This window comes from Desulfitobacterium sp. LBE (genome assembly GCF_007830365.1).
Lineage (GTDB): Bacteria > Bacillota > Desulfitobacteriia > Desulfitobacteriales > Desulfitobacteriaceae > Desulfitobacterium > Desulfitobacterium hafniense.
On the sequence record NZ_VLKD01000001.1, the window covers coordinates 362119 to 383967 of the forward strand.

Consider the following 21849-nt stretch of genomic DNA (forward strand, 5'->3'; position numbering starts at 1 on the left):
CCTTCAACGGTCTGTAATTTTCGGTGAATGGTTGATTTTCTACTCTTGACATTCTGGCGTTAGACCATAAAATGATAGTGGAGGTGTCATTTATGTTATTTCAATGGATTATGGGCATAGTTGCTCTGGCTGCTCTCATTATTTTCTTACTTTCTGACAAATGGACCAGTAAATCAAGACATTCAAGTTACTATGAACAAGTGAAAAAGCCGCAAGGTAAAGAACCCCGGCTCGCTAATCTGCCTGATGCATCGAAGCATGATAAGTTTTATTCCAAGTTGAATGCTCGTTAAGCGCAAGGAAAAGAAGAGGCTGTTGCAAAATGAACGGTACGTTCGTTAAGCAACAGCCTCTTTCCTTAAGCTATTTTCACTTGAGTTATTTTACTTAAACTATTTTACTCAGTTGTCCCGGAATTTTGTCATAATGGCAAAAAGCTGATTCCTCTAAGGTAAGCACGTATTGGACTCCTTCCAAGACCTTATTCTGTCTTTCCCGGGGGCTTAGATCAGGGTGCCGCAATGTCTCCAGGTGGTCAAGAACAGCTGGGGAAACAGTAAATTGATGAATGTCCTGAGTGCCTGTAAAGTGGAATTGATACATATAACGGTGAGTCTCTTCGATGATCAGAGCATGCCGTCCAATGGTGGCTTTATTCAAGACCTGTATGGCATCCAGGGCACAGGATTGGGTATAGGCCTTGACAAGGCATTCCGAGTCAGGAGCGGGGCGTATTCCCATCTCCCTTTGCGCCAACTGGGCGATCCGATAACCGAGAGCTATATCTGGACAAGTATGTCCATGAAAGTCTATGACAAGTTCCCAAGGGGTTTTTTCTACGCACATAAAAATTCCCTCCCGATTGCTTTTGTTAGTCTTACTTTTATTCTAACGCTAAAAGGAGGGATTTGAAAGTCAATTATGGTAATTCTCAAAAAAGACTGTTCACAAAGAGGAGTTCTATCCCCGGGCTACAACTCCGATGATTCCGCCTGCTGCGCCGGCTGCCAGGATGATGATGGACTTCTCGCCAAAATTCAGCCAGGATGGTGTGTCAGGACTTAAGACAGTGAATAAGAGGAGCAATAGCAGTAGAAAGCCGGCTCCGATACTAATGCCGTAAAACAATCCCTTCATACCGGCACGATAGGTTGTGATGGCCGCTGCCAAAAACACACTCATGCCCAGAATGATGTTATAGACCAGGGACGATTCTTGAAGCGGGGTTAAGGTGAGTACTAAACCAAGAATTAAGGAAATCAACAGGGCAATCCCGGCTGCAAGCAAAATGCCTTTGAAAACTAATCCGAAGTGAAAGGATTTGGGCATATCTCATACCTCCTTCGACTAATAGAATCTATGCATTAACTGGATAGAGTATGCGAAGGAATAAAATAGGACCTAATTGTGAAAAAGAATAAATAATCTACTGATATAATTGGATTTTTCTAGAAAAGGATAGAGTACAATTAAGTTCGCAAAAGTAAAAAAGGAAAAGCCATCGGTAACTCCGAAAAGGTAAGTGCTGAAGCAAACCAAAAAGGAGTTGTTAACCGATGGCTTACCCAAATTCTACCGTACCTTTTGAAAAAATGCTAATGAAATTTGTAACCGAAGAAGATCCCATGCAGGCTATGTTAAAATGGCTCTGCGAAAGGCTGATGGAAGCAGAAGTGGATGCAAAGCTAGGTGCTGAAAAATCAGAACGGTCTACTGAACGTCAAGGGTATCGATCAGGCTATCGCGTTCGCCGTTTCGATACCCGGATGGGGACACTGTATTTAATGGTACCCAAACTGCGAAATGGCGGCTATATCCCTTTCTTTGTGGAAGGTAAGAAACGTTCTGAATTGGCCTTGATGAATGTGATTCAAGAAGCCTATGTTAATGGCGTATCCACCCGTAAAATAGAGAAACTCACTAAGTCCTTAGGCATTGACTCCATGTCACGAAGTCAGGTATCAAGCATCGCTAAAGAACTGAACGAACAGGTTGAAGCCTTTCGTAATCGAAGTCTCGATAAAGTCTATCCCGTACTCTGGGTGGATGCTCTCTATGAGAAAATCCGAGATGATCGAAGGGTCAAAAATATGGCAGTGCTGATTGTAACGGGTATTGATCTAGAAGGCAAACGAGATATTCTGGCCGTAGAGCCCATGCCAGAAGAGTCCACAGCAACCTACACCAGTCTCTTCGAAAAGTTAAAGTCACGAGGACTAGAGAAAGTCTGGCTGGTTGTCTCAGATGCCCATAAAGGGTTAGTTAAAGCTGTTCAAGAGTCCTTTATCGGGTGTTCCTGGCAACGCTGTAAAGTGCATTTTATGCGGAACATCCTCGCTCATATATCCGGTCGAGATAAGCAAGCGTTTGCTAATAAACTAAAGCAAATCTGGCTTCAACCAGACTATAGCAGTGCAAAGAAATACGCTAATTCTCTGATGGATGAGTTTGAGGCCAAATATCCTGAAGCCATTAAAACTCTGGAAGAAGGGTTGGAAGACTCACTACAGTTTTTCAGCTTTGCAGAGATTGATTCAAGAAAGATCGCGTCAACCAACCTGCTGGAAAGACTCAACCGAGAAGTACGTAGAAGAACCCGGGTGGTTGGGATATTCCCAAGTATGGATTCCTATATTCGGCTAGTAACCAGCTACCTTATTGAGTATAGCGAAGACTGGTGCAGTGGCCGATCCTATATCAATCCAAAAATCATCACTTCGATTGAGCAGGAACGTTCAAAAGCTGCGTAAGCCTTAATCATTAATTCAGAAAAGCATGACGCTCGGCGCTAGCCAAGCAAACTCTCTTTGATTTAGGGTTACTCTTTGGGGTGAAAGAGACTTTGCCGTCTTCAAGCGTTTTGGTAGGGTGCACGTGTCAATGGGATGATGCCGAGCATATCCTCGGCCTGACGGCCTCCGGTATCCCTCGCATCACCCTTGACACTCTTCCCAACTTACGCTTTTACATAAAACATTTAGCCTTAAGGGGTTCTGATGGTTTTTGCGAACATTTCTTGACACTATCTAGAAAAGGGGTTATAATAAGATAAGAATTATCGGTATTATTAGGCAGGGGAGATGGTTTCTTGGCCTTAAGAGACAAAACTAACCAAAGATTTAAGGAGTTTTTCGAAAAACAGTCCAAAAGAAATGATGGAAAAGAATTTGAAATCTCCTTTGCGGAAATTCAACGGGAGACCGGAGCGGCGAGCAGCACTATGAAACGGGCCATTGAGGCTTTAACTGAGGAAGGCTGGCTTGGGGTAAAACCAGGTCGCAATACTCGCTATGGACTGTTCAAGCTATTGCAAGGGGAAGCTGAAACGGCTGAGGCATTACCTGGAGCACCAGAGCCCGACCCGCCAATGTACGAGTCTACCAGTGATTTCTCTCCTGCTCCAGCCAGCGATTCGGGCAACGGTTCCTCTGCCCTGGCAAGTGAGTCAAGAGTACAGGAATTGGAACATCTTATCGATGGTCTGCGCCGTAGATTAAGAGCGCAGGAAATGACGATCGCACTGCTTCAGGATCGTATGGCAGAAATAGAAGACAAGCTGTTTAAAAGATAAATTTCCAACTCTTTCATGATGTTTTTTAAAGTATTAGTGATATAATAAATGTGAATCCTGCGTTGTTCGTAGAATATCTTGGTTTTGATCCTATTTATGACAAGGGAACTGATATGATGAGCCCAGTACATCAGGCCCCACTTGTAGGGGAAGGTGGAAGCGTTTATCTAGGTGCCCACCTGCGAGAGCAGGGTCAGAAACCTGGAGTTTTACGGCAAGGCGGGGATGGTAGGGAGTTTCCCTACCATTGTTTTATTTTTGAGGCTGATTATGTCATAATAGTCTTAGACTTAATTAAAAAATTCTTTAAATAAAAATTCATAAGGGGGGCAAAATGGTCAAACTAATCTTTACCCGGCATGGCGAAACCCTTTGGAATATTGAAGGCCGCGTCCAAGGAGCTATGGATTCTCCGCTTACAGAAAAGGGGATTCTCCAGGCTCGCAAGGTGGGGCAGCGCTTGCGCAAAGAAGGGATCACCCGTATTTATTCCAGCGACTTGCCCCGTGCCCGGGCCACGGCCGATGAAATCCGCAAGGCAGTTGGCATAGAAGAAATTCTCCTCGATCCGGCCTTGCGGGAATTATCCTTCGGAGAATGGGAGGGTAAGAATTGGTGGGATTTGCGGCAGCTTCATCCAGAGCTTTTTTCCCTTTGGGACACCGGACCTCACCAGGTACAGATTCCTGGAGCAGAAAGCATGTGGGAGGTCTCCGAACGGGCTTGGCAGTTTGTGCAAGAGCTGCCCCGGCTTCATGACGGTGAAACTCTCTGTGTCGTCACCCATGGCATGACCCTGCAGCTCATTGTTAAGAAAGCTCTGGGGATCCCGGTGGAGCAATGGAACGATGTTCCCTGGCAGCATAATACGGCAGTGAATATTTTTGAGTTTTACGAAGATGGCCGCATTCACCCCATTCTACTTGCCGATCACACCCATTTGGATGATGATATTAAGCCGGCCAGCGGTTTTACCTCAAAAAAATAGCCAGAGTAGTCTCTGGCCACTGAAGAACTTGTAGTTTTGATAGAGCATTCCTAAAGAGCTTATAAAAATACGACCCTCGCCCCGATGTTTTAGGGGGAGGGTCGTATTTCTGTTTCATTTCATAATACTATCTTTTCGGAGTATCCGGTGAAAACGGTTCCGGTCCCCAATGATTGTCTTTGGGCCAATAATACGCTGCACTTCCAGCAAGCGTTTCTGGCATTACGAGCCAATATTCTGGTATTTCTGTCAATTCAAACTTGATTCCGTCACTGTCTGTTAAAAGTCCAAGCTCCTTTGCATTTACATCCATATATCTTAACAAAATCTTGGCGTATAGCTTACGGTCTTCAAGAGATAGACTATTGAAGCCTTCTTGAGTGATATGTACAGGAGCATCAACAAACTTCTGCAACTCAGGGTTTATTGAAACAGTATTTGCCCCGGCTACCCCTTGATAAGAATTATTTTTAGTAACCGCATACATTTCCTTCAGTTCTTCCAGACTGGTAAAAGGTATGCTTTCGTTTACAACTGGGTTGTCAGCCGTTTCCACTGGCTGTGGTGTCTGTTGGTCAACGGAATCTTGCGGAGCCTGGGGCGGGTTAGCATTTGCGGAACAACCGGCAAGCAAAACAACGATAGCGGTAGCAGCGACAAGACTTGTCCATTTCTGCATCATGTTTTCTCCTCATATTAGTCAATTTTACATGGGTATTGAAGCGCGAACACTTTATGTATAACTCTCTTTAGCTATAACTATGATGAGATCAAGAGGTAAATTCAATCCGTTTTTTCTGGTAATTTCTTCTGGAAAAAAGGTGCGGCTTCCTCAATTTTTGAGGAAGCCGTATGTATCTGTGAATTCTCATCAGATCCTGGTGAGTTTTTCAGCCCGGCTCCTGCCCGGGAGGCGTGGGTGAGCTATTCAACCAGTCCTGGTCAAATTTCACGATGAGCTCCTGGCTGGCTGTGGGGGAGGGAACCAAAATGGCGACTTCGTGGTTCATCACAAAGGCCTTATAACCCCATCCGGAACTGCTAAAGATAAACGTCTGGCGATCGAAAATCCCTACATTAATCTCAAGAGGAGGATGGGCGGACGAATCATAATACCGAATCTGAACACCGGCAGCTTGGAGACTTTCGATATCACCCTGGTAACTCTTCGGCATAATACCGGAGTCCACGATGAGTTTAATGTCCACCCCTTTGGCCGCGGCATCGACCAAGGCTTGGAGAATATCTGAATCGGTCACATGGGAAACAATGATCCAAATATTCGTAGTGCTCTTTTGAATTTGGTCAAGAAGTTTCTGTTTTATATTGGTATTGGCTAGAACGGAGATATTATCTTCAACTAATTCAGTGGTTTTAGGGATATCCAGGGATAGGGTTGTCGTAAAAATCCAATCCCGATTAAACACGGTGCTGGCCAGTTTCCAGGCGGAACGCTCAGATAAATGAACGGCTAGATTATGAGAATTAAACCCTTTCTCAGTCCATGGGAAAGAATAGACCATAGCCTCTCTTAAATCCACGATCAGGAATTTAGCTTCATTGGTCTGTCCTTTTTGAGCAGGGTAATACTGTACGGAGATATTGTTGCTTTTAAATTCATTGAGAGTGGTTTTATTGGGAGTTTCAAACTGGTCAAGCAATATTCTTATTTCGATACCGCTGGCAGCTTTTTGGATGATCAGGGCCTTAAGTTCCGGATCGGAAAAGATCTTTTGCTCTACATAGATGGATTTCTGGGCTGAGGTGATCAGCTCTTTAGTTTTTTCCCGTGCGGCCTTACCGTCAAAATACAGGGCTTCAGCAGAAAGGTTGGATAGAGGGACCTCTTCCTCTTTTACAAACAGGCTCTTTATATCTAGTGAGCATCCTGTAAGGAAAAGGCAAAGAATTAGAATAAGCGGGAGAAACCGTTTCCTCATAAGCTCTTCGACTCCTATGTACACATTATTTCATTGGCTCCAGACTTTTCTTCTATTATAACATAAAGAGCTCTGTTCCAAAAATCTGGTTGGCATAGATTTTTATTTTTTTACATAGACATTCACAAGCACAGAAATGTAAAGGGGCAGGATCTTGATGAGAAAAAATAAACACGGGTTTCTCTTAGTGGTCATAATCCTGTTTGTATTTTGTTCACTGAATTTACCTCAGCCGCTGACGCCTATGGCTTACAATAGCGCCCCAGCCTCGGGGAAGGTGTCCAAAGACTTCTCGGCAGATAAAGCCTATGAACATATTCTGCATTTATCGGAAAAGATCGGTCCCCGGCCGGCCGGAAGTCCTAATGAAACCAAAGCGGCTCAATATCTGTACTATATGCTGGAACAATATGGATGGAAGGTGCGGGAGCAGCCCTTCAGCAAGATTGTGGGCAATGCCAATCCTCTTAAACCCGAGCATAAAATTCAAGTGATCAACAGTCAGAACATTATCGCTGAATTACCAGGGGCCTCACCGGAAACCATTCTTCTGGGGGCTCATTATGACAGCGCCGATGTTTCAACTCCCGGAGCTATTGATAACGCTTCCGGGGTGGGCGTGCTGTTGGAAATAGCCCGTATCTTAGGTCAGGAAAAGCATCAGAAGAGCTACCAAATCGTATTTTTTGGAGCAGAAGAAAATGGTTTGGTAGGTTCACAGTATTTCACTGCTCAAAGCGATTTATCGGCGATCCAGTGGATGTTGAATTTGGACATGGTGGGCACTCCACTGGAGATTGATATCGCCGGCAAGACATCAGCACCCCCGGAATTGGTAGATAAGGTTGTAACGCTTGCCCGTCAGGAACAAATTCCTTTCCATATCAGCCGGGATTTTGCAGTGATGACCAGAGAAGGTTCACAGGGAGGGGCCAGCGATTTCAGCCCTTTCCTGGATCAAAGCATACCTGCTCTTGGTCTGGGCATTGCCGGCCGCGCGGAGGGGTACTATCATCGGCCTGAGGATCGGATTGAGCGGGTCACTTTACAAAGCCTGGATACTGTGGGCAAGTTCATTCCTAAGCTTATCGAGTCTGTGGAAGTGACGGGTAGCGGTCAGAAAACCTGGGATTCCTATTATTTGCCGTTCCAGCTGGGATCCTTCGTCGTGATCATACCGACTTTAGGGCTGAGGATACTTTTTATCCTCACTATCTTCTTTACAGTATTCTCTGTTTCCCGGAGTTTCCGTGACCAGGAACCCTTTATTCAAGGCAATCTCAAGGAGTATGTGCTGATCGGCGTAGGTATTCCCGGTGCTGCTTTTCTAGCGAGTTTCTTAAGTGGCGCCGGCGAAGCGTTATGGCAATTACTCAAAGGCAGAGTCTATTTATGGCAGGCCTATCCCGGAGTATTCTTAACGCTGAGGGTTATTCTGGTGTTATGCGCACTGCTGATCTTTTTGAAACTTTTAAGAAGCTTACCCCAGCCCAAAGGAGGCAAACTTTATTGGCTGATTGGCGTCTTGACCTTAACCCTGCTCACCATTATTTTAGGGCTTTATCGAATTGATTTAGCCTTCCCCTTTCTTTTCTGGCTGCTTTGTTTTAATCTATTTCTTTATTATCCAAGCATCATCTTATTGTTTATAGGGCCTTATTTTATCTATAAGACCCATTGGGAGCTCTTAAATTCTCAACAATGGCCCAGCTTTTATGAAACCATTCATCTCTACCCAGTAGTATTTATCGTCCTCTATGGACTACTCTTTATCCCAGTTCTTTTAGGGGCCTTATATATCTTAGAAAAAGGAAAAAGACCTTGGGAGCAAATGCTCAAGCGGCTGCTTATTCCCGCTCTGTTGGTAGGTGTTGGCTGTGTTCTCGGAACGGGCTTGATTCCAAATTATAGTAGAGCCAACCCTCAGCCGATCACTGTTCAAAAAGTCTGGACGGAATCGGAAGGGGTTATACTCAGAGTATCCAGTACCGACACCCTCCCCAAGAGTCTCCTTAAAGAGCTTGATTCCCAGGAGACCAAGATTGGGGAAGACAAAAAAGTGCTTGAGTTGCCGATACCCTCTGAAAAAGCCCCCTTGCAGGCCAATGTCTCCGTCACCGACACCGGCGAGCGTCTCCTCAACTTCAAAATGGCTATGAAATATGGGCGGGATCCCTACTTAGTAAGAATAAAACTGGAAAGTAAAAAGCCTTTTAAAATCCAGGAGATGGATGACTTCGTTCCCATTGCCAAGTTGCCCAAAAAGATTGCTTTGGAAGGTAAGGAGCGCGATGGCAGCTACGCTCTGCTTCTGGAGCGTACACCGCCTCATCAAGGGACAATACAGTGGAAAATTGCTGCCGAAGGTATCGTGAAATGCAGTATAGAAGTGGTGTTTGCCGATCAAACCCCACGGTACAGCATCAATTTGCCTCATATCTCTCCTGACTATAAAGAAGTCTATCAAGATGTTTTTGAATTCTAACTGCCAAATTTCGTCAGCATAGATTACAGAAGTCAAGGCAGAATAATGGTGAGGAGGTTGATATGATGTACAAAAAGATTGCTGTAGAAAACGGCCTTACCAATGTCGTTCAAGAATTACATACGGCGGGATTTCATACGATGCCCTTAGAGGAGGAGCCATTAAGGAATATAAGTGCAGTTGTTGTCAAAGGGGATGGGACTGATATTTTGGCGGAGGAAGCCCAGTTTCATGTGCCTGTGGTTCATGCTTCAGGACGGAGCGCTGAAGAAATCGTAGAAATTCTCAGAGACCGATTATCCTAATAGCCCATTGGTGGGTGGTTTTATTAAAAACAGAGTTCAATCTGGAGATGTCTTGACTAATAAGTAATTCTAAAATTAAGAAGGAAAGCCGCGGGCTTTCCTTCTTAATTTGTGCACCTGACATGGGAGTTATCGATATGGTGTATATAAACTAGCCCTTGGCTGCGCTTTTGCCGGCGATATAGCCTTGGGTAATAACGCGGCCCAGTCCGTGAACCGACAGTCCGGAAGAGGCTTCGCCACCGCAGAACAGACCGGGAATGGGTTGGCCCCACAAATCCATGACCTGTTGATCGCCGTTGACTCTGAGGCCGGTCAGTGTGTCATGGAGGCAGGGAGTAGCCCAGGCCGCATAGAAGGGACCGGCGGCGATTTTGTGATCGAGAGCTTTTTTGCCGTAGTCATCATCTTTCTTAGCATCGACAAAGCCGTTGTATCTGGCAACTGTTTCCGCCAGTACCTTCGGGTCCATTTTGATATCTTCGTAATACTTGTTTACAATCTTTCCGGCCAGCTCTTCGATGGTGTCGGCCACAAAGAAACGTCCGTCATCAATATCGACATAGGGAGGCTCAACTGTTAATTTGCGGCGGGCCACAGCTTCTGAATCAAAGATGGCCCAGATAGGTCCGCCGATACGGCGTGCATCCGTGGGGGAAGAGCCATCGATAATAACACTTCCCAGGGCAGCTGCAAAATAATCAAAACTGTTGGCAGTAGCATCCTCCTCATTCCAGAACCGCTTGCCTAGCGCATTGACCAGAATGGCATCCTCGAAGGTGCGGTATTCGATACCTGTTGCTCTGATCAGAGGAAAGATAACGCTTGTAGGACGCGTAGCCGCAGCGGAGTTCCGATAGCCATATTGGCAGGCGAGAAAAGCCGGCTGGGTAATGGCCGAGCCAACCTCCCGGGACTGATTGGCGAGAGTTCCAAGGGCTGCACCGATGGCCATCGCCGCAATTTCCCCGCTGGCATCTTGAAAGGAGAAGGGATCTCCGGCAACGCCGTCGTATTCTATAGTAAGGCGAGGGTCGAACATGGTACGGAAATTTACATTGCTGGTATGTCCGCCGGTAGCGATGACAATACCCTTCTTGGCCTTAATTCTGACGTTTGCTTTGGTGGTTTCGATATTGCCGTTGGGATACGCGTTTTTCAAAGGTGTGCTCTCCCCTGGCAGAGTGGTGGGATTATAGCTGCATTCAACTCCGATGGCCCGGCCTGTAAGTTCACCTTCCCTGATAATTTTATCCATGTGGTAGCTCATTAAGAATTGGCCGCCTTTTTCCCGTAAGGTTTTTTCCAGAGGCCGGACAACGCCGATGCCCCGTCTCAGGGGGCCATCTTTCGGGCCGGTATTGCTCAGATAATTCACCCAGCCCATGGTCTCAACGTCGGTTACGAGATCACGGGGGACGCTTTCCGGGCTGGTGCCGCCTTCAAGATAGCTCTTACCTTTGGTAGGAGGTGTATCCAGAACCAAGACCCCATTAGCCAGAATAAATTCAAAAGCTTCAGGCATAGAGTTGGCGGTCGCTCGAACAACATCGCGGTCATTGTAGCGGGAAACCTGGGTAAGATCGGTCGTATGATCCGTGTAATATTGATCAGGACTATCGTCAATTCCATGCTTTTTCTGTACGCTTGTGCCGGCCCCGCTGTGCAGGTTGCCGCCGCTGACTGCACAATGGCCGCCGATATCGAAACTGGCTTCAACGACTATGACCGAGGCTCCATCCGCCTGAGCTTTGACAGCGGCGGGCAGGCCGGCTCCCCCGGCCCCGATGACGACAACGTCTGCTTCATAATCCCATTGCGGTTCAGAAGTGGACGGAGCGGGAGTATTGGCAGTATTGGTGGGTGTCGAGCAACCGGCTAAAAGAGTGGAACCGACGACAGCGCTGCCTGCCAGTATTCCGGTATTGCGCAAAAAGTCTCTTCTGGAAATACCTTTTTTATCTTTCTGAGTCATCTTAACCTACCTCCTTTGAATCTTTAAAATCAGGAATGTATTCGTTAATTAAATCACAATGAGTGAAGCACCTCCTTTGCTCTAACGCTCAGGATTGAAGAGTGAAGATGAATAAAACTTGTATTACATACTAAATTGGTTGCAATATTTGTGCCAATAGGGTTAAAGGAACGGGAACCCGGGATTTCCCAAGGCTTCGCTAAGCAATGAACGGTAAAATAGGACCTTGATTTTAGAATTTAAGTGAGAAAAAAAGTCCAATAGCGCTTGTGATAGTTCTAATTGTCACATATTTTAAATAATAGAATTCTATAGTGATGCTTTTGCAGGAAGGCGCATTTCTTAATCGACTCAAAATAATAGTCCTGGATAAGGTGAAAGAGGAGGAAATTTATGGAGATGAATGATTTTGTACAAATGATTCAGTCCGGTAAGATCAACTCCCAGTATTTTGCTAAGGTAGGCCATGAAAGGAATCGTTTTCTGGAAGGAAAAGAAGTGGATACAACAGTTGTGCCCCGCGAGTTTATCGATTCTTGGCAAAGATGCCGGGCCTATGGACTCGCTCCTTATACCTTGGATTATCGGGACGTGGATAGTGCCCAGAAAAAAGAGTTGTTTCAGACCATGGTAAGAAAATATGAATTCTTTTTGAAAAATGTTTTTAATATTTTTGATTTGAATGGCTATATATTTAAATTGCAGACCAAAGAGGGAATCAGTCAATTTTTAGGCAAATCCACCCTGACCTTTATGGATTGTTCCGAAGAAAAAGGAGGAACGACCAGTTCCTGTGTTTGCCTGCATGAGGATAAGCCCATCATTATTTTTCAGCCTTTTTATTATCGCCAGGCTTACATTAAACATTTTTTTGGTGAACTCCACGGAGCATCGGCTCCCATTCATAATGAACAAAATAAAGTGATCGGCGCTTTGAGTTTGCTTGCCCATAAGCCGGAACTTAGTGTTCAGGCCTATCATTTGATTTCTCAGATCGCTAAACTGCATGACAATCTGTATTTACCGATTATGCTTGGGTACGAAAATCAAATAGGGCAAATCATCAATTGTCTTCCTCAGGGAGTCGCCTTGATTTCAGAAAAGAATATCATCAAATTCTATAATGAAAAAATAGCGGACTTGTTGGAGATAAACGGAAGGAAACACCCCGAACATGACCTGAAGAAACGTTTATCAAAACTTGGTAAATCCAAAGGGGTAGATCTCGAACAAAGCTCTTATGAAATAAAAGATGACCTCACTAACCAGACGTTGAAGCTGGTTCAATTAGTAGAAAAAAGTGAATCGGGAAGACCGCTGAGTAAAATTGAAAGAAACAATGATCTATTTACATTCCAACAAATTAAAGGCAGCAGCCCTTCCATTCAGAAAGCGAAGGATACGGCCGAAAAAATTGCCGATACCCTTGTACCGGTGATGATTTACGGTGAAAGCGGAACTGGGAAGGAAATGTTTGCCCAAGCAATTCATAGTGAGAGCAACCGTGCCGGCAGTCCATTCGTGGCCATAAACTGCGGAGCCATTCCGGGAGAATTGGTGGAAAGTGAGCTTTTTGGCTATGAGGGAGGCTCCTTTACCGGAGCTCTGAAGGATGGCAAGATTGGCAAGATCGAAGCAGCTTCCGGGGGCACTTTGTTCCTGGATGAGATTGAAAGTATGCCGTTGAAAGATCAAATAAAGCTCTTAAGAGTGCTTTCCGCCGGCAAAGTTCAAAAAGTCGGAAGCACTACTGAGATTTCCGTGGATATTCGTTTAATCTCCGCGACGAAAACAGATCTCTTGATGCAGGCTGATGAAGGGCTATTTCGCGAGGATTTGTTTTATCGCATCAGTACCTTTGTGATTAATCTTCCCGCTTTAAGGGAAAGGAAGGAAGACATTCTTTTGTTGGCAGAGGAATTCAGCCGCAGATTACAAAAAAAATACGACAAATCTTCTGTCTCAATGGATCAAGGGTTCATTAATGCCCTGACAGCCTATAAATGGCGGGGGAATGTGCGGGAGCTGGAGCATGCCATGGAACATGCCTTCATCATGCTGGGCAGGGGAGCAACCCTTCTGCCGGAGCATTTGTCGGTAAAGATACAAGAAGCTTATCAAAGCAGGATCACCGAAGAAGTTATCGACGAAACACTGGAAGAGGAGAACGAGCATAAATTTGGATTACTTGCTTTGGCTGAACAAAAAATGATTGAACGTGTGCTGGACTCTGTCAATGGGAATATCAGTGCTGCTGCAGAACGTCTGGGAATCAACCGCAGGACAATTCATAGGAAACTACAGCGTAAGGAAAGTTCTACGACTTTTTAATCAAGACTATTGCTAATTATGCTTTCCTTTTTTCAATTCTGGGTGTATAGTTTAAAAGAATATCGTTAAGTTAAGACTAATATGGTAATTTGTGTCTAGGCAAAATTCCGAGGATACACTATAATTTGAAGAGAAGACAGGACGGGGGGAGACTATGGCAGCAAAACAAGAAGAGTGGAAAGATGAGTATCAGAAAATATGTGAGCTTTTGCGTCATCATTCTTACAAATTGACCCCTCAAAGGCAAACGATTTTAAAAGCATTTTTAGAGAATGAGGATCAGCACCTGAGTGCGGAAGATACCTTTATGATGGTTAAGCATAACTACCCTGATATTGGACTGGCTACGGTTTACCGCACTCTGGACCTTCTGGCGGAATTAGGCATTCTCCAAAAAAATGATTTTGGCGATGGGCGAAGCCGGTATGAGTTTAACCGTAAAGATGAGCATCACCACCACCATTTGATTTGTATCAAATGCGGAAATGTCTCAGAGTTTGATGGTGACTTGCTGGAGTCTTTAGAAGCTGAGATAGAAAAACGCAATGGCTATCAAGTAGTTGACCATGATCTGAAATTTTATGGATATTGCAATAAATGCAAAAGCACGTTGGACTGACGTGCTTTTTTGCTGATCTTAACGATAAATCATTGCCAATGCCGGATTTGAAGGGAAATGACCAATTTCCAAGCACTATTTGACGGATGATTTATGGAATGAGGGGAAGGAAAAATATACCAGTTGCTCGAAATGTACTCAAAACGAGGTAAAGGAGCGACGCCTTATGTTTCCTCTTTCAACAGCAAAAAAAGCGACAAGTGACTATTCATGGCTTTCACGACTCAAGAACTCTACCTGGATATTTGCCAATAAAGACAGTGATTCCTTGGAACATTGTTTAATACGTTTGCAGCAAGACTCGGACAAGCCTCTCGTGGAAACCGTTAAGCAGGCTATCGACTTTCAAGCCTATCAGGAAGCGCGTGATTATTTGGAGCGCATCTGGGGAAGATATCCTGGCAAGGAAGGAGAAATTCAATACTTAATGGCTCGCTGCTATTTTGGTCAAGGTTTAATTCAGGAGGCATTAATATGCCTGGACAAAGCCTTAATCCATGGACCGGAAAGCACTGAATATCTGGAACTGCAGGCTGATTGCCTCATGGAAAAAGAGGATTGGCGCGGGGCAGTGGATGCCTTGAATAAAGCCATCTGGGCTAATCCCAAAAAAGTGGAGAATATTTACCGTTTGGGAACCATTTATTCCTACCACAACGAACCTCACGAGGCTTTGCGTTGTTTCCAGGGATGTTGTGAGCTGAAACCCCACAACTCTTTGTATTGGGAGATGAAAGGTGAGATCCATCTTCAACTGGAACAGATGTCACAGGCTATCATTAGCTTTGAAAAAGCTCTTCGTTATGAATATAATCCGGATCTCAAAGCTCGCTTAGCTTATTGCTACACTCAAATCAATGAACATCAAAAAGCAATCCGCCTTTATCGCCAGGTATTAAAGCATGACCCAGCTCATTACGATTCCCTGTGTAATCTTGCGGCCATCTATCAAAATAAAGGTGAATCCATGGAAGCGCTCAAACTGCAGGAGCGGGCCTATGGTTTGTGTCAAAATGATCCCGTGCTACTGAATAATATGGCTTATACTCTGGTTCACCTGGGAAGGACAAGGAAAGCAACAGAATACTATCAAGAAGCTCTTAAATTAGCCCAAGCCAATCCGGTCATCCTCTATAATCTAGCGGTATGCCATACCCAGAAAGGGAATTGGGATCAAGGCATTGAGATACTCTACCGACTATTGAATATCGATCCGGATCATTCTGAGGGATGGGCACTCCTGGGCAATATTTATGACCATCTCACGGATCATGAATCAGCTGTAGATTGTTATAATAAAGCTTTACAATTAGCGTAAACTATAAGGCGTAAAGCCTTTTTTCTTTTTTAAATGAAAAACATTGTCTTTTACTTTACCATTTTTTAAAGTTTTGTTATGATTTGCTAGGAAGAAGCTGAGTCGATCTGGTATAATGTATGGCAAGCACCTATCAATAGAGAGATAATTCTGATTATTAGTCCTTGTGGGAGGAGTAGTGGAGAATTTGGGCATGGATTTAGAAAAAATAGAGGAAGCAGTGACCATGATTCTGGAAGCCATTGGAGAAGATCCAAGGCGGGAAGGATTATTGGATACCCCGAAACGAGTGGCCAGGATGTATCAGGAGGTTTTTGCCGGACTTCATGAAGACCCCAGTCAGCATTTAAAAGTGCAGTTTTCTGAAGATCATGAGGAGATGATCATTGTTAAGGATATTCCGGTTTATTCCATGTGTGAGCATCATCTGGTTCCTTTTTACGGGAAAGCCCATGTAGCTTATATACCACGTAAAGGCAAAGTGACAGGTTTATCAAAAATTGCCCGGGTTGTGGAAGGGTATGCGAAACGTCCTCAACTTCAAGAACGATTAACAGGACAGATTGCCGATTCGGTGATGAGCATGCTCAATGCCCGAGGAGTCCTTGTGGTGATCGAAGCTGAACATATGTGCATGACCATGCGGGGAGTCAAAAAGCCGGGCTCCATGACCTTAACCTCTGCAGTCCGCGGGATATTTAAAACCAATGAAATCACTCGCTCAGAAGGGTTTGCGTTGATTAAGCAATGATTGATCACTATGGAAACGAAGGAACCAAATAAAGGATGAGAGTTATGGATCAAAAAACGGGAAAAATAGAGCTCATAGGTACTCAAAAGCTTAAGATCAATCCAGAATTATATAAAGTGGTGGATTTCCTTAATAAAAATCTTAAAGAGCATAATCTGATGTTCGGCCTTAGCAAAAAAGAAAATACCATGACCATGGCAATCTATGAAGTTGAGTAATTGGAGTGAACAATGCATATTCTATTGACAAATGATGACGGATATTTTGCCCCTGGGCTGCAAACCCTCTATACAACCTTAGCTGAAGCAGGATACGATGTCTCCATTGTGGCACCGGATAGTCAAAAATCGGCAACAGGCCATTCGATCACTTTGTTTGAACCTTTGTTTATTACGAAGCACTCGTTAGATCGCGGCACCGGCTATGCGGTCAGTGGGAAACCGGCCGACTGTGTTAAATTGGCGATACAAGGCAGTATTATTCCCAAACCTGATTTAGTCATCTCCGGAATTAATAACGGCCCCAATTTGGGGACCGATGTCTTTTATTCGGGGACAGTATCCGCAGCTATGGAAGGGGTGCTTTTGGGAGTCCCCGCCATAGCAGTATCCTTAGCTTCCTTTTCTGCCGTCGACTATAAGCCGGCCGCCCAATTTGTGGCCCTATCGTTGCCGAAACTCCGCCTGGGGCCGGGATTAATCAATATCAATATTCCACCCTTGCCGGAGAAGGAGTGGAAAGGTGTCCGTGTCACGAAGCTGGGCAAAGCAGTCTATGAGAATGTCTTCGAACATCGGCAAGCTCCCTATGGCCGTGACTACTACTGGCAGGCAGGCACCGTATCACCGGAAGTCGACCAGGAAACGGACCTCTATGCTGTGCAGGAAGGCTATGTATCCATAACGCCCATGCACAGTGATTTAACCGATTATATCAAACTTAAGGAATTACGACAGAGCCTATCCCTTGAGAATCCAAATAAATAGGAGTACAGCGCACTGTACTCCTATTTTCCATGGTAGCTGAGGAAGTGTTAAAGAGTGTCGTTCTTTAAGCTTTCCTCAGCGCGACGGATCATGGCTTTAACCATACTTCCACCGATGCGGCCGCCTACATGGCCGCAATCACGGGAGGTCATGTTAGCCCATCCCTTGGTTTGGATTTGTTCGGTTAAACCTAATTCGGAGGCCACCTCCATTTTAAACTCGTCCAAAACAGACTTGGGCAAAATGCCGGCGGAGCGGTTTCTGCGACTCATAGATATCCATCTCCTTTCATCTGTTTAATCGAGACAATTCTATTTTTTACAGACGGGATTATAAATATAGTACAGAAAATATGGAGAATTTAAGCTTAATTGTTAAGGGAGGAAACTGAGTTGATTATTGGGACCTTTTTGTTTTACTTCATTTTATTCCTTTTTGTTTTTTCCTCCCCGGAAAAGCTTAAGCAAAGGGATAAACGCTGGACAAAAATATTGGTTTTACCGGCCGTCTTTGCCCTGATTTTAGCTTTTTTAACGGTGATCAAAGTGTTCTTTATCTATAAGATTATCCTGATTATTGTTCTTGGCTTAACCACGCTCCTGACCTATTGGCAGTATGGAGAGCGGATTAAGCACTGGTTAGGTTGAAACGAGATAAGATCCTCCGGGTCGCGTAGCTTTATGCACAACGCGTACTCCATAGCTCCGGGGCTGGTTAACCCGCTTTCTTAACAGCATCTGCGGCGGATAGGCATGCTTTGGGGAGTGCCGCCTTGAGCGAAACTGTCCACCGGACACTTTCGTACGCCAAACCCCGTTGTTTTCTGCATGTGAACCGTGGCTCCGCTACGTTAAGAAAGCCTCGTTAACCTGACCGCCCCTCCGCTAAATCCGACACCTTCGGGCGTGAATCCTAAAACCTTCCACCGGAAGGTTTCTTCTTCGGAGTTCACGGCTTTTGTACATAAAGCTACTGCTTGCGGGTTTCTTTGCGAGGCATTTCTGGGGTCTGCTCAGGTCTTCTTCAAAGCCTTGCTTAGGAGCGCCGACCCCTGCCGCTTCAAGCGGCGTCGGTAAAGACGGAAAAAGCCGCTCATGTCATGCAACTTGCCCCACACCACACTTCCCAGAAAGCCATGCTTACCCAGCCCCACAAAGCCCCGCTCACTCAGACCGAAAAAGCAGCCCAAGGATTTTGCTTTACGGAAGAGAGCGAATTTAAGCGAGCGGAAACAAAGCTTCGCGAAAAGCACGCTGCGGAGAAAGGTTGGAAACAGGACGTTTCCAACCGGCTATGAGAACAAGTGCGAAAGCAGTGCTTTCGAGGAGCCGATTTAGCCACGAAACCCGGACGAGGGTCTCGCCCAAGCCGCCACGCCACAGAGAACGACTTAGCGGCGCAGGTGGACCTTTCGGAGCGGCGGGCTTTTCGCGTTAGTTTTGTCCGCGCAGCTTATGGAGCGACCAGCGTAAATCAAAATCCTGGAGAACAACTCAGCGTAAAAACTTGCCGAGCCAGGGAATTCTCTGCAGATCGTCACGGTTGATACCGCCGTTAAAGAAGAGAATGGCGAAGTAAAGAACCGCTCCCAGTATGATCTCCAGGAGAAAGGCTAAGGGATGGAAAGCGAAGAAGGGATGAAAGAGGCGAAAGGCCAACATCATGCCAATGCCGCCCATGAGCGGGTGGAGAAGAAACTCCCGAAGATCGACAGGCATCCCTGTATAGTGGACGATAGCGGCCAGATTCAGGGTCGAGGAGATAAAAAAACCGACGACATAAGCTACAGCCGTTCCTTTAAGCCCCCACTGAGGTGAAGCCGTTAAAATGAAAAGTATCGGTATCCGGATGACGGCGGAAATAATGGAATGGATCACCGGGAGCTGGACCTTGCCTAATCCTTGCAGAATTCCTGTAGAGGTTTGTTGAAGGTAGGAAAAGATCCCACCTAAGGCAAGGATGCGCAGAATGCTGCTGGTGCCTTCGCTTTTAAAAAAGGCGCTGAAAGGCTCAGCAAAGAAAAAGAGGATTACTAAACTGGGGACCCCGATGAAAATGGTCATCCGTAAAGCTTGGGCACTGCGGAGCTTAACCGTTTGGAATTGCTTTCGGGCGGCCGCTTCGGAAATGGCAGGAACCAAAGAGGTCGCCAGGGCAAAGGTGAAGACGCTGGGGAAATTGAGGAGAGTAAACACAGCCCCGCCCAGTTGTCCGAAAAGAGTGGTGGCTTCTCGGGCTGTATAGCCGGCTAGTTGCAGCCGTTGTGGTATCAGCATGGCATCCACCGTGGATAACCCGCTGGAAAAGAGCCTGCCGATCGTCACTGGATAAGCTAAGTGGAAAAGTTCTTTCATGGTTTGAATCGGATGTAGGGATTCATCCTGGTGGGAGGACTTTTTTGTTTTTTGGAGTTTATACTGAAGAATAATGATAAATAAGCCGATGATTTCTCCCGACAACATTCCCAAGGCCAAACCGGAAGCAGCCCATTCGATCCCTCTGGGCAATAAAGTGTAAGCCGAGAAAAATCCCACACTGACCCGCACCAGTTGTTCACAGATCTGACTGAGTGCAGTGGGAAGCATATTCTGCATGCCCTGAAAATACCCGCGAAAGGCTGAGGAAACAGAGACCACAAAGATTGCCGGTGTGCAGATCAAAAAAAGCCTTAGAACACGGGGATCGGGAAAGAAACGCTCTGCCAGGAGAGGCGAAATAATGTAGAGAGCCACGGAAATAACCAGCCCTGAACAGGTCAATAAAAGAAGGGAAGTACGAAATATGGAGCGGGCACGGGAATAATTCTGCAAAGATACTGCTTCGGAGATCATTTTCGAAACAGCCAAAGGGATGCCCGCAGTGGTAAAGACTAAAGCAAACATATACATAGGGAAAACCATATTGAATAGTCCAAAGGCCTCTCCGCCAATATGGGTCATGATTAAGTATTGATAAATAAAACCCAAAACCCGATTGAGAAAGTTTGCCGCCAAGAGAATGACAGCCCCATAAATAAAGGTCCTTTTGGCCATATTCCTCTCCAACCCCCTGGTCCCACTTATCCTGACTAACTTTATGCCAGAAGAAGGAAAGTGATGACAATTTATTCTAAGGATCAGGAAGGTAGGGAATTGGGTTGTCAATATCGAATATTCACACAGAGGATAACTTAATCTTCAGATGGAATGCTTTCACCTAAAGCAAGTTTCCTAGATGTTTTTTAAGTTATGGAATATTTGAAAAGGATTTTTATAGTTAGTGGAGAAATATTTAATTATTGTTGATTTAAGACAATTTTTTGTAAAGTGAATACTGTTCCAAAAATTGGGCATTCTACCTCCGAATGGAGGGGTTGCCTGTGTGGACACTCATCAAAAATGCCAAACTATTCGCACCGGAGCCGCTGCAGGAGCGGGATCTTCTCCTTGTAGGGAATCGAATCGCCGCCCTTGGCGATGACCTGTCCCTTCCCCCTTATGCTAAGGGTGAGGTGTATGACCTTCATGGACATTACCTTGTTCCCGGTTTTATCGACGCTCATGTCCATATCTGCGGAGGAGGAGGAGAAGCGGGGCCCAGCTCCAGGACTCCTGAGGTTCAACTTTCTCAACTGACGCGGGCCGGGATAACCACTGTGGTAGGCTGCTTGGGAACGGATTCTATCTCCCGTTCGATGGAAGAGCTCCTGGTTAAGGCAAATGCCTTGGAAGAAGAAGGATTAACGTGCTTTGTCTATAGCGGTGGTTATCAAGCCGATCGTATGATCTTTGATACCTTGCGCAAAGACTTAGTCTTAATCGATAAAGTGATTGGGGCGGGTGAGATCGCCATTTCTGACCATCGTTCCGCCCAACCTCAAAAATCTGAGCTGGAGCATCTTGCTGCGGAAGCTCGAGTAGGGGGGATGTTAGGAGATAAAGCGGGAGTCGTTCATATTCACCTGGGTGAAGGGAAGAGAGGTTTGTCCCCAATTCTAAAAATAATTGAGGAAACTGAAATTCCGATCAGCCAATTCATGCCAACTCATATCAATCGAAAGGAAACGCTCTTAGAGCAAGGAGTAGAGTTTCTCAAAGCAGGTGGCACAATTGATTTAACAGCAGGTTGCGATGATTTTGAACCGCATTTACAGGCTCCTTTCGTTCTAAAAACCCTTTACGAGCAGGGATTGCTGAATGACCGTGTGACGGTTACTTCAGACGGAAATGGCAGCCTTCCTCAGTTTAACGAGGCTGGAATCCTTGTCGGCATGGGAATAGGATCCGTTCATGTTCTTTGGCGCGATATCCGGGAGGCTGTGCTCCGGTACGGAATACCCCTTGATACCGCTCTGAGAACCATTACTTCCAATCCCGCCCGTATTCTACAATTAAAAAACAAAGGCATGATTCGGGAAGGCTTTGACGGTGATTTGGTGGCCTTGTCCGATGACTTGATGATTGAACAGGTGTGGGCTAAGGGAAGAGTTATGATTCGTAACCGTAAACCTGTTGTTTTAGGGGTATATGAGACATCATTGGCGAGTCATCTTCAGACTGTAGAAACTCCACGATTAGTCAAAGGTTAGACCTTTTCTAATA

At 45.4% G+C, this 21849-nt stretch carries 21 protein-coding genes and 1 other RNA gene; 15 read left to right on the forward strand and 7 right to left on the reverse strand.

Going from position 1 to position 21849, the window contains the following annotated elements; all coding sequences use genetic code 11:
- Positions 1–92: 92 nt before the first annotated feature.
- Positions 93–293 carry a hypothetical protein gene (locus DESLBE_RS01730; protein ID WP_015944323.1) on the forward strand — a complete coding sequence of 67 codons (201 nt, stop codon included), beginning with the start codon at positions 93–95 and terminating at the stop codon, positions 291–293.
- A gap of 94 nt (positions 294–387) precedes the next feature.
- Here the strand turns inward: DESLBE_RS01730 and DESLBE_RS01735 are convergent, their stop codons facing one another.
- Together DESLBE_RS01735 and DESLBE_RS01740 are read right to left on the reverse strand one after the other, a co-directional pair.
- The gene (locus DESLBE_RS01735) at positions 388–846 is read right to left on the reverse strand and encodes a formylmethanofuran dehydrogenase subunit E family protein (RefSeq protein ID WP_015944322.1); all 459 of its coding nucleotides are present in this window, start codon (positions 844–846) and stop codon (positions 388–390) included.
- A 114-nt stretch (positions 847–960) separates the two neighbouring features.
- The gene (locus DESLBE_RS01740; RefSeq protein ID WP_005812046.1) at positions 961–1329 is read right to left on the reverse strand and encodes a TIGR04086 family membrane protein; all 369 of its coding nucleotides are present in this window, start codon (positions 1327–1329) and stop codon (positions 961–963) included.
- 227 nt (positions 1330–1556) lie between these two features.
- Between DESLBE_RS01740 and DESLBE_RS01745 the strand changes: the two genes are divergently transcribed.
- The 4 genes from DESLBE_RS01745 (at position 1557) to DESLBE_RS01765 (ending at position 4559) form a co-directional block, all read left to right on the forward strand.
- Entirely contained in the window at positions 1557–2750 is a 1194-nt protein-coding gene (locus DESLBE_RS01745) for an IS256-like element ISDha1 family transposase (protein ID WP_011459365.1), read from the forward strand.
- A 338-nt stretch (positions 2751–3088) separates the two neighbouring features.
- Positions 3089–3571, forward strand: a complete 483-nt coding sequence (locus tag DESLBE_RS01755) for an IclR family transcriptional regulator (protein ID WP_144674933.1) — start codon at positions 3089–3091, stop codon at positions 3569–3571.
- Positions 3572–3622: 51 nt separating this feature from the next.
- Positions 3623–3801: non-coding RNA, 6S RNA (ssrS, locus tag DESLBE_RS01760), on the forward strand.
- A gap of 104 nt (positions 3802–3905) precedes the next feature.
- Complete coding sequence (locus DESLBE_RS01765; RefSeq protein WP_005812049.1) at positions 3906–4559, forward strand: histidine phosphatase family protein; 654 nt, start codon at positions 3906–3908, stop codon at positions 4557–4559.
- Positions 4560–4686: 127 nt separating this feature from the next.
- On the opposite strand, the gene DESLBE_RS01770 is transcribed toward DESLBE_RS01765, so the two are convergent.
- Both DESLBE_RS01770 and DESLBE_RS01775 read right to left on the reverse strand, forming a co-directional pair.
- Positions 4687–5241 (reverse strand): hypothetical protein, encoded by a 555-nt coding sequence (locus tag DESLBE_RS01770; RefSeq protein WP_144674934.1) that lies wholly within the window; start codon positions 5239–5241, stop codon positions 4687–4689.
- Positions 5242–5449: 208 nt separating this feature from the next.
- On the reverse strand, positions 5450–6499 hold the full coding sequence (locus DESLBE_RS01775) for a phospholipase D-like domain-containing protein (RefSeq protein ID WP_243131212.1): 1050 nt from the start codon (positions 6497–6499) through the stop codon (positions 5450–5452).
- Positions 6500–6656: 157 nt separating this feature from the next.
- Here DESLBE_RS01775 and DESLBE_RS01780 point away from each other — a divergent pair, with 157 nt between their 5' ends.
- Positions 6657–8984 (forward strand): M28 family peptidase, encoded by a 2328-nt coding sequence (locus DESLBE_RS01780; RefSeq protein WP_144674936.1) that lies wholly within the window; start codon positions 6657–6659, stop codon positions 8982–8984.
- A gap of 62 nt (positions 8985–9046) precedes the next feature.
- Positions 9047–9289 (forward strand): YkuS family protein, encoded by a 243-nt coding sequence (locus DESLBE_RS01785; RefSeq protein WP_005812057.1) that lies wholly within the window; start codon positions 9047–9049, stop codon positions 9287–9289.
- A 151-nt stretch (positions 9290–9440) separates the two neighbouring features.
- Here the strand turns inward: DESLBE_RS01785 and DESLBE_RS01790 are convergent, their stop codons facing one another.
- Positions 9441–11264: an FAD-dependent oxidoreductase gene (locus tag DESLBE_RS01790; RefSeq protein WP_144674937.1), complete on the reverse strand. Its 1824-nt coding sequence runs from the start codon at positions 11262–11264 to the stop codon at positions 9441–9443.
- Between the two features lie 393 nt (positions 11265–11657).
- On the opposite strand from DESLBE_RS01790, the gene DESLBE_RS01795 reads away from it, so the two are divergent.
- The 6 genes from DESLBE_RS01795 (at position 11658) to surE (ending at position 17269) form a co-directional block, all read left to right on the forward strand.
- Positions 11658–13595 carry a sigma-54 dependent transcriptional regulator gene (locus DESLBE_RS01795; protein WP_144674938.1) on the forward strand — a complete coding sequence of 646 codons (1938 nt, stop codon included), beginning with the start codon at positions 11658–11660 and terminating at the stop codon, positions 13593–13595.
- Positions 13596–13749: 154 nt separating this feature from the next.
- The gene (locus DESLBE_RS01800; RefSeq protein WP_005812063.1) at positions 13750–14214 is read left to right on the forward strand and encodes a Fur family transcriptional regulator; all 465 of its coding nucleotides are present in this window, start codon (positions 13750–13752) and stop codon (positions 14212–14214) included.
- Positions 14215–14380: 166 nt separating this feature from the next.
- Positions 14381–15532, forward strand: a complete 1152-nt coding sequence (locus DESLBE_RS01805; protein WP_035248919.1) for a tetratricopeptide repeat protein — start codon at positions 14381–14383, stop codon at positions 15530–15532.
- Positions 15533–15725: 193 nt separating this feature from the next.
- Complete coding sequence (folE, locus tag DESLBE_RS01810; RefSeq protein ID WP_014794265.1) at positions 15726–16283, forward strand: GTP cyclohydrolase I FolE; 558 nt, start codon at positions 15726–15728, stop codon at positions 16281–16283.
- Between the two features lie 44 nt (positions 16284–16327).
- Positions 16328–16501 carry a YpmA family protein gene (locus DESLBE_RS01815; protein ID WP_011459899.1) on the forward strand — a complete coding sequence of 58 codons (174 nt, stop codon included), beginning with the start codon at positions 16328–16330 and terminating at the stop codon, positions 16499–16501.
- Between the two features lie 12 nt (positions 16502–16513).
- The gene (gene surE / locus DESLBE_RS01820) at positions 16514–17269 is read left to right on the forward strand and encodes a 5'/3'-nucleotidase SurE (protein ID WP_018211559.1); all 756 of its coding nucleotides are present in this window, start codon (positions 16514–16516) and stop codon (positions 17267–17269) included.
- Positions 17270–17316: 47 nt separating this feature from the next.
- On the opposite strand, the gene DESLBE_RS01825 is transcribed toward surE, so the two are convergent.
- Positions 17317–17541: an alpha/beta-type small acid-soluble spore protein gene (locus DESLBE_RS01825; RefSeq protein WP_005812072.1), complete on the reverse strand. Its 225-nt coding sequence runs from the start codon at positions 17539–17541 to the stop codon at positions 17317–17319.
- A gap of 99 nt (positions 17542–17640) precedes the next feature.
- On the opposite strand from DESLBE_RS01825, the gene DESLBE_RS01830 reads away from it, so the two are divergent.
- Entirely contained in the window at positions 17641–17916 is a 276-nt protein-coding gene (locus tag DESLBE_RS01830; RefSeq protein ID WP_005812074.1) for a hypothetical protein, read from the forward strand.
- A gap of 846 nt (positions 17917–18762) precedes the next feature.
- Here DESLBE_RS01830 and spoVB read toward each other — a convergent pair.
- On the reverse strand, positions 18763–20301 hold the full coding sequence (spoVB, locus tag DESLBE_RS01845) for a stage V sporulation protein B (RefSeq protein ID WP_018211561.1): 1539 nt from the start codon (positions 20299–20301) through the stop codon (positions 18763–18765).
- A gap of 326 nt (positions 20302–20627) precedes the next feature.
- Between spoVB and iadA the strand changes: the two genes are divergently transcribed.
- Positions 20628–21836, forward strand: coding sequence for a beta-aspartyl-peptidase (gene iadA / locus DESLBE_RS01850; RefSeq protein WP_011459897.1), 1209 nt, complete (start codon positions 20628–20630; stop codon positions 21834–21836).
- Positions 21837–21849 lie beyond the last annotated feature (13 nt).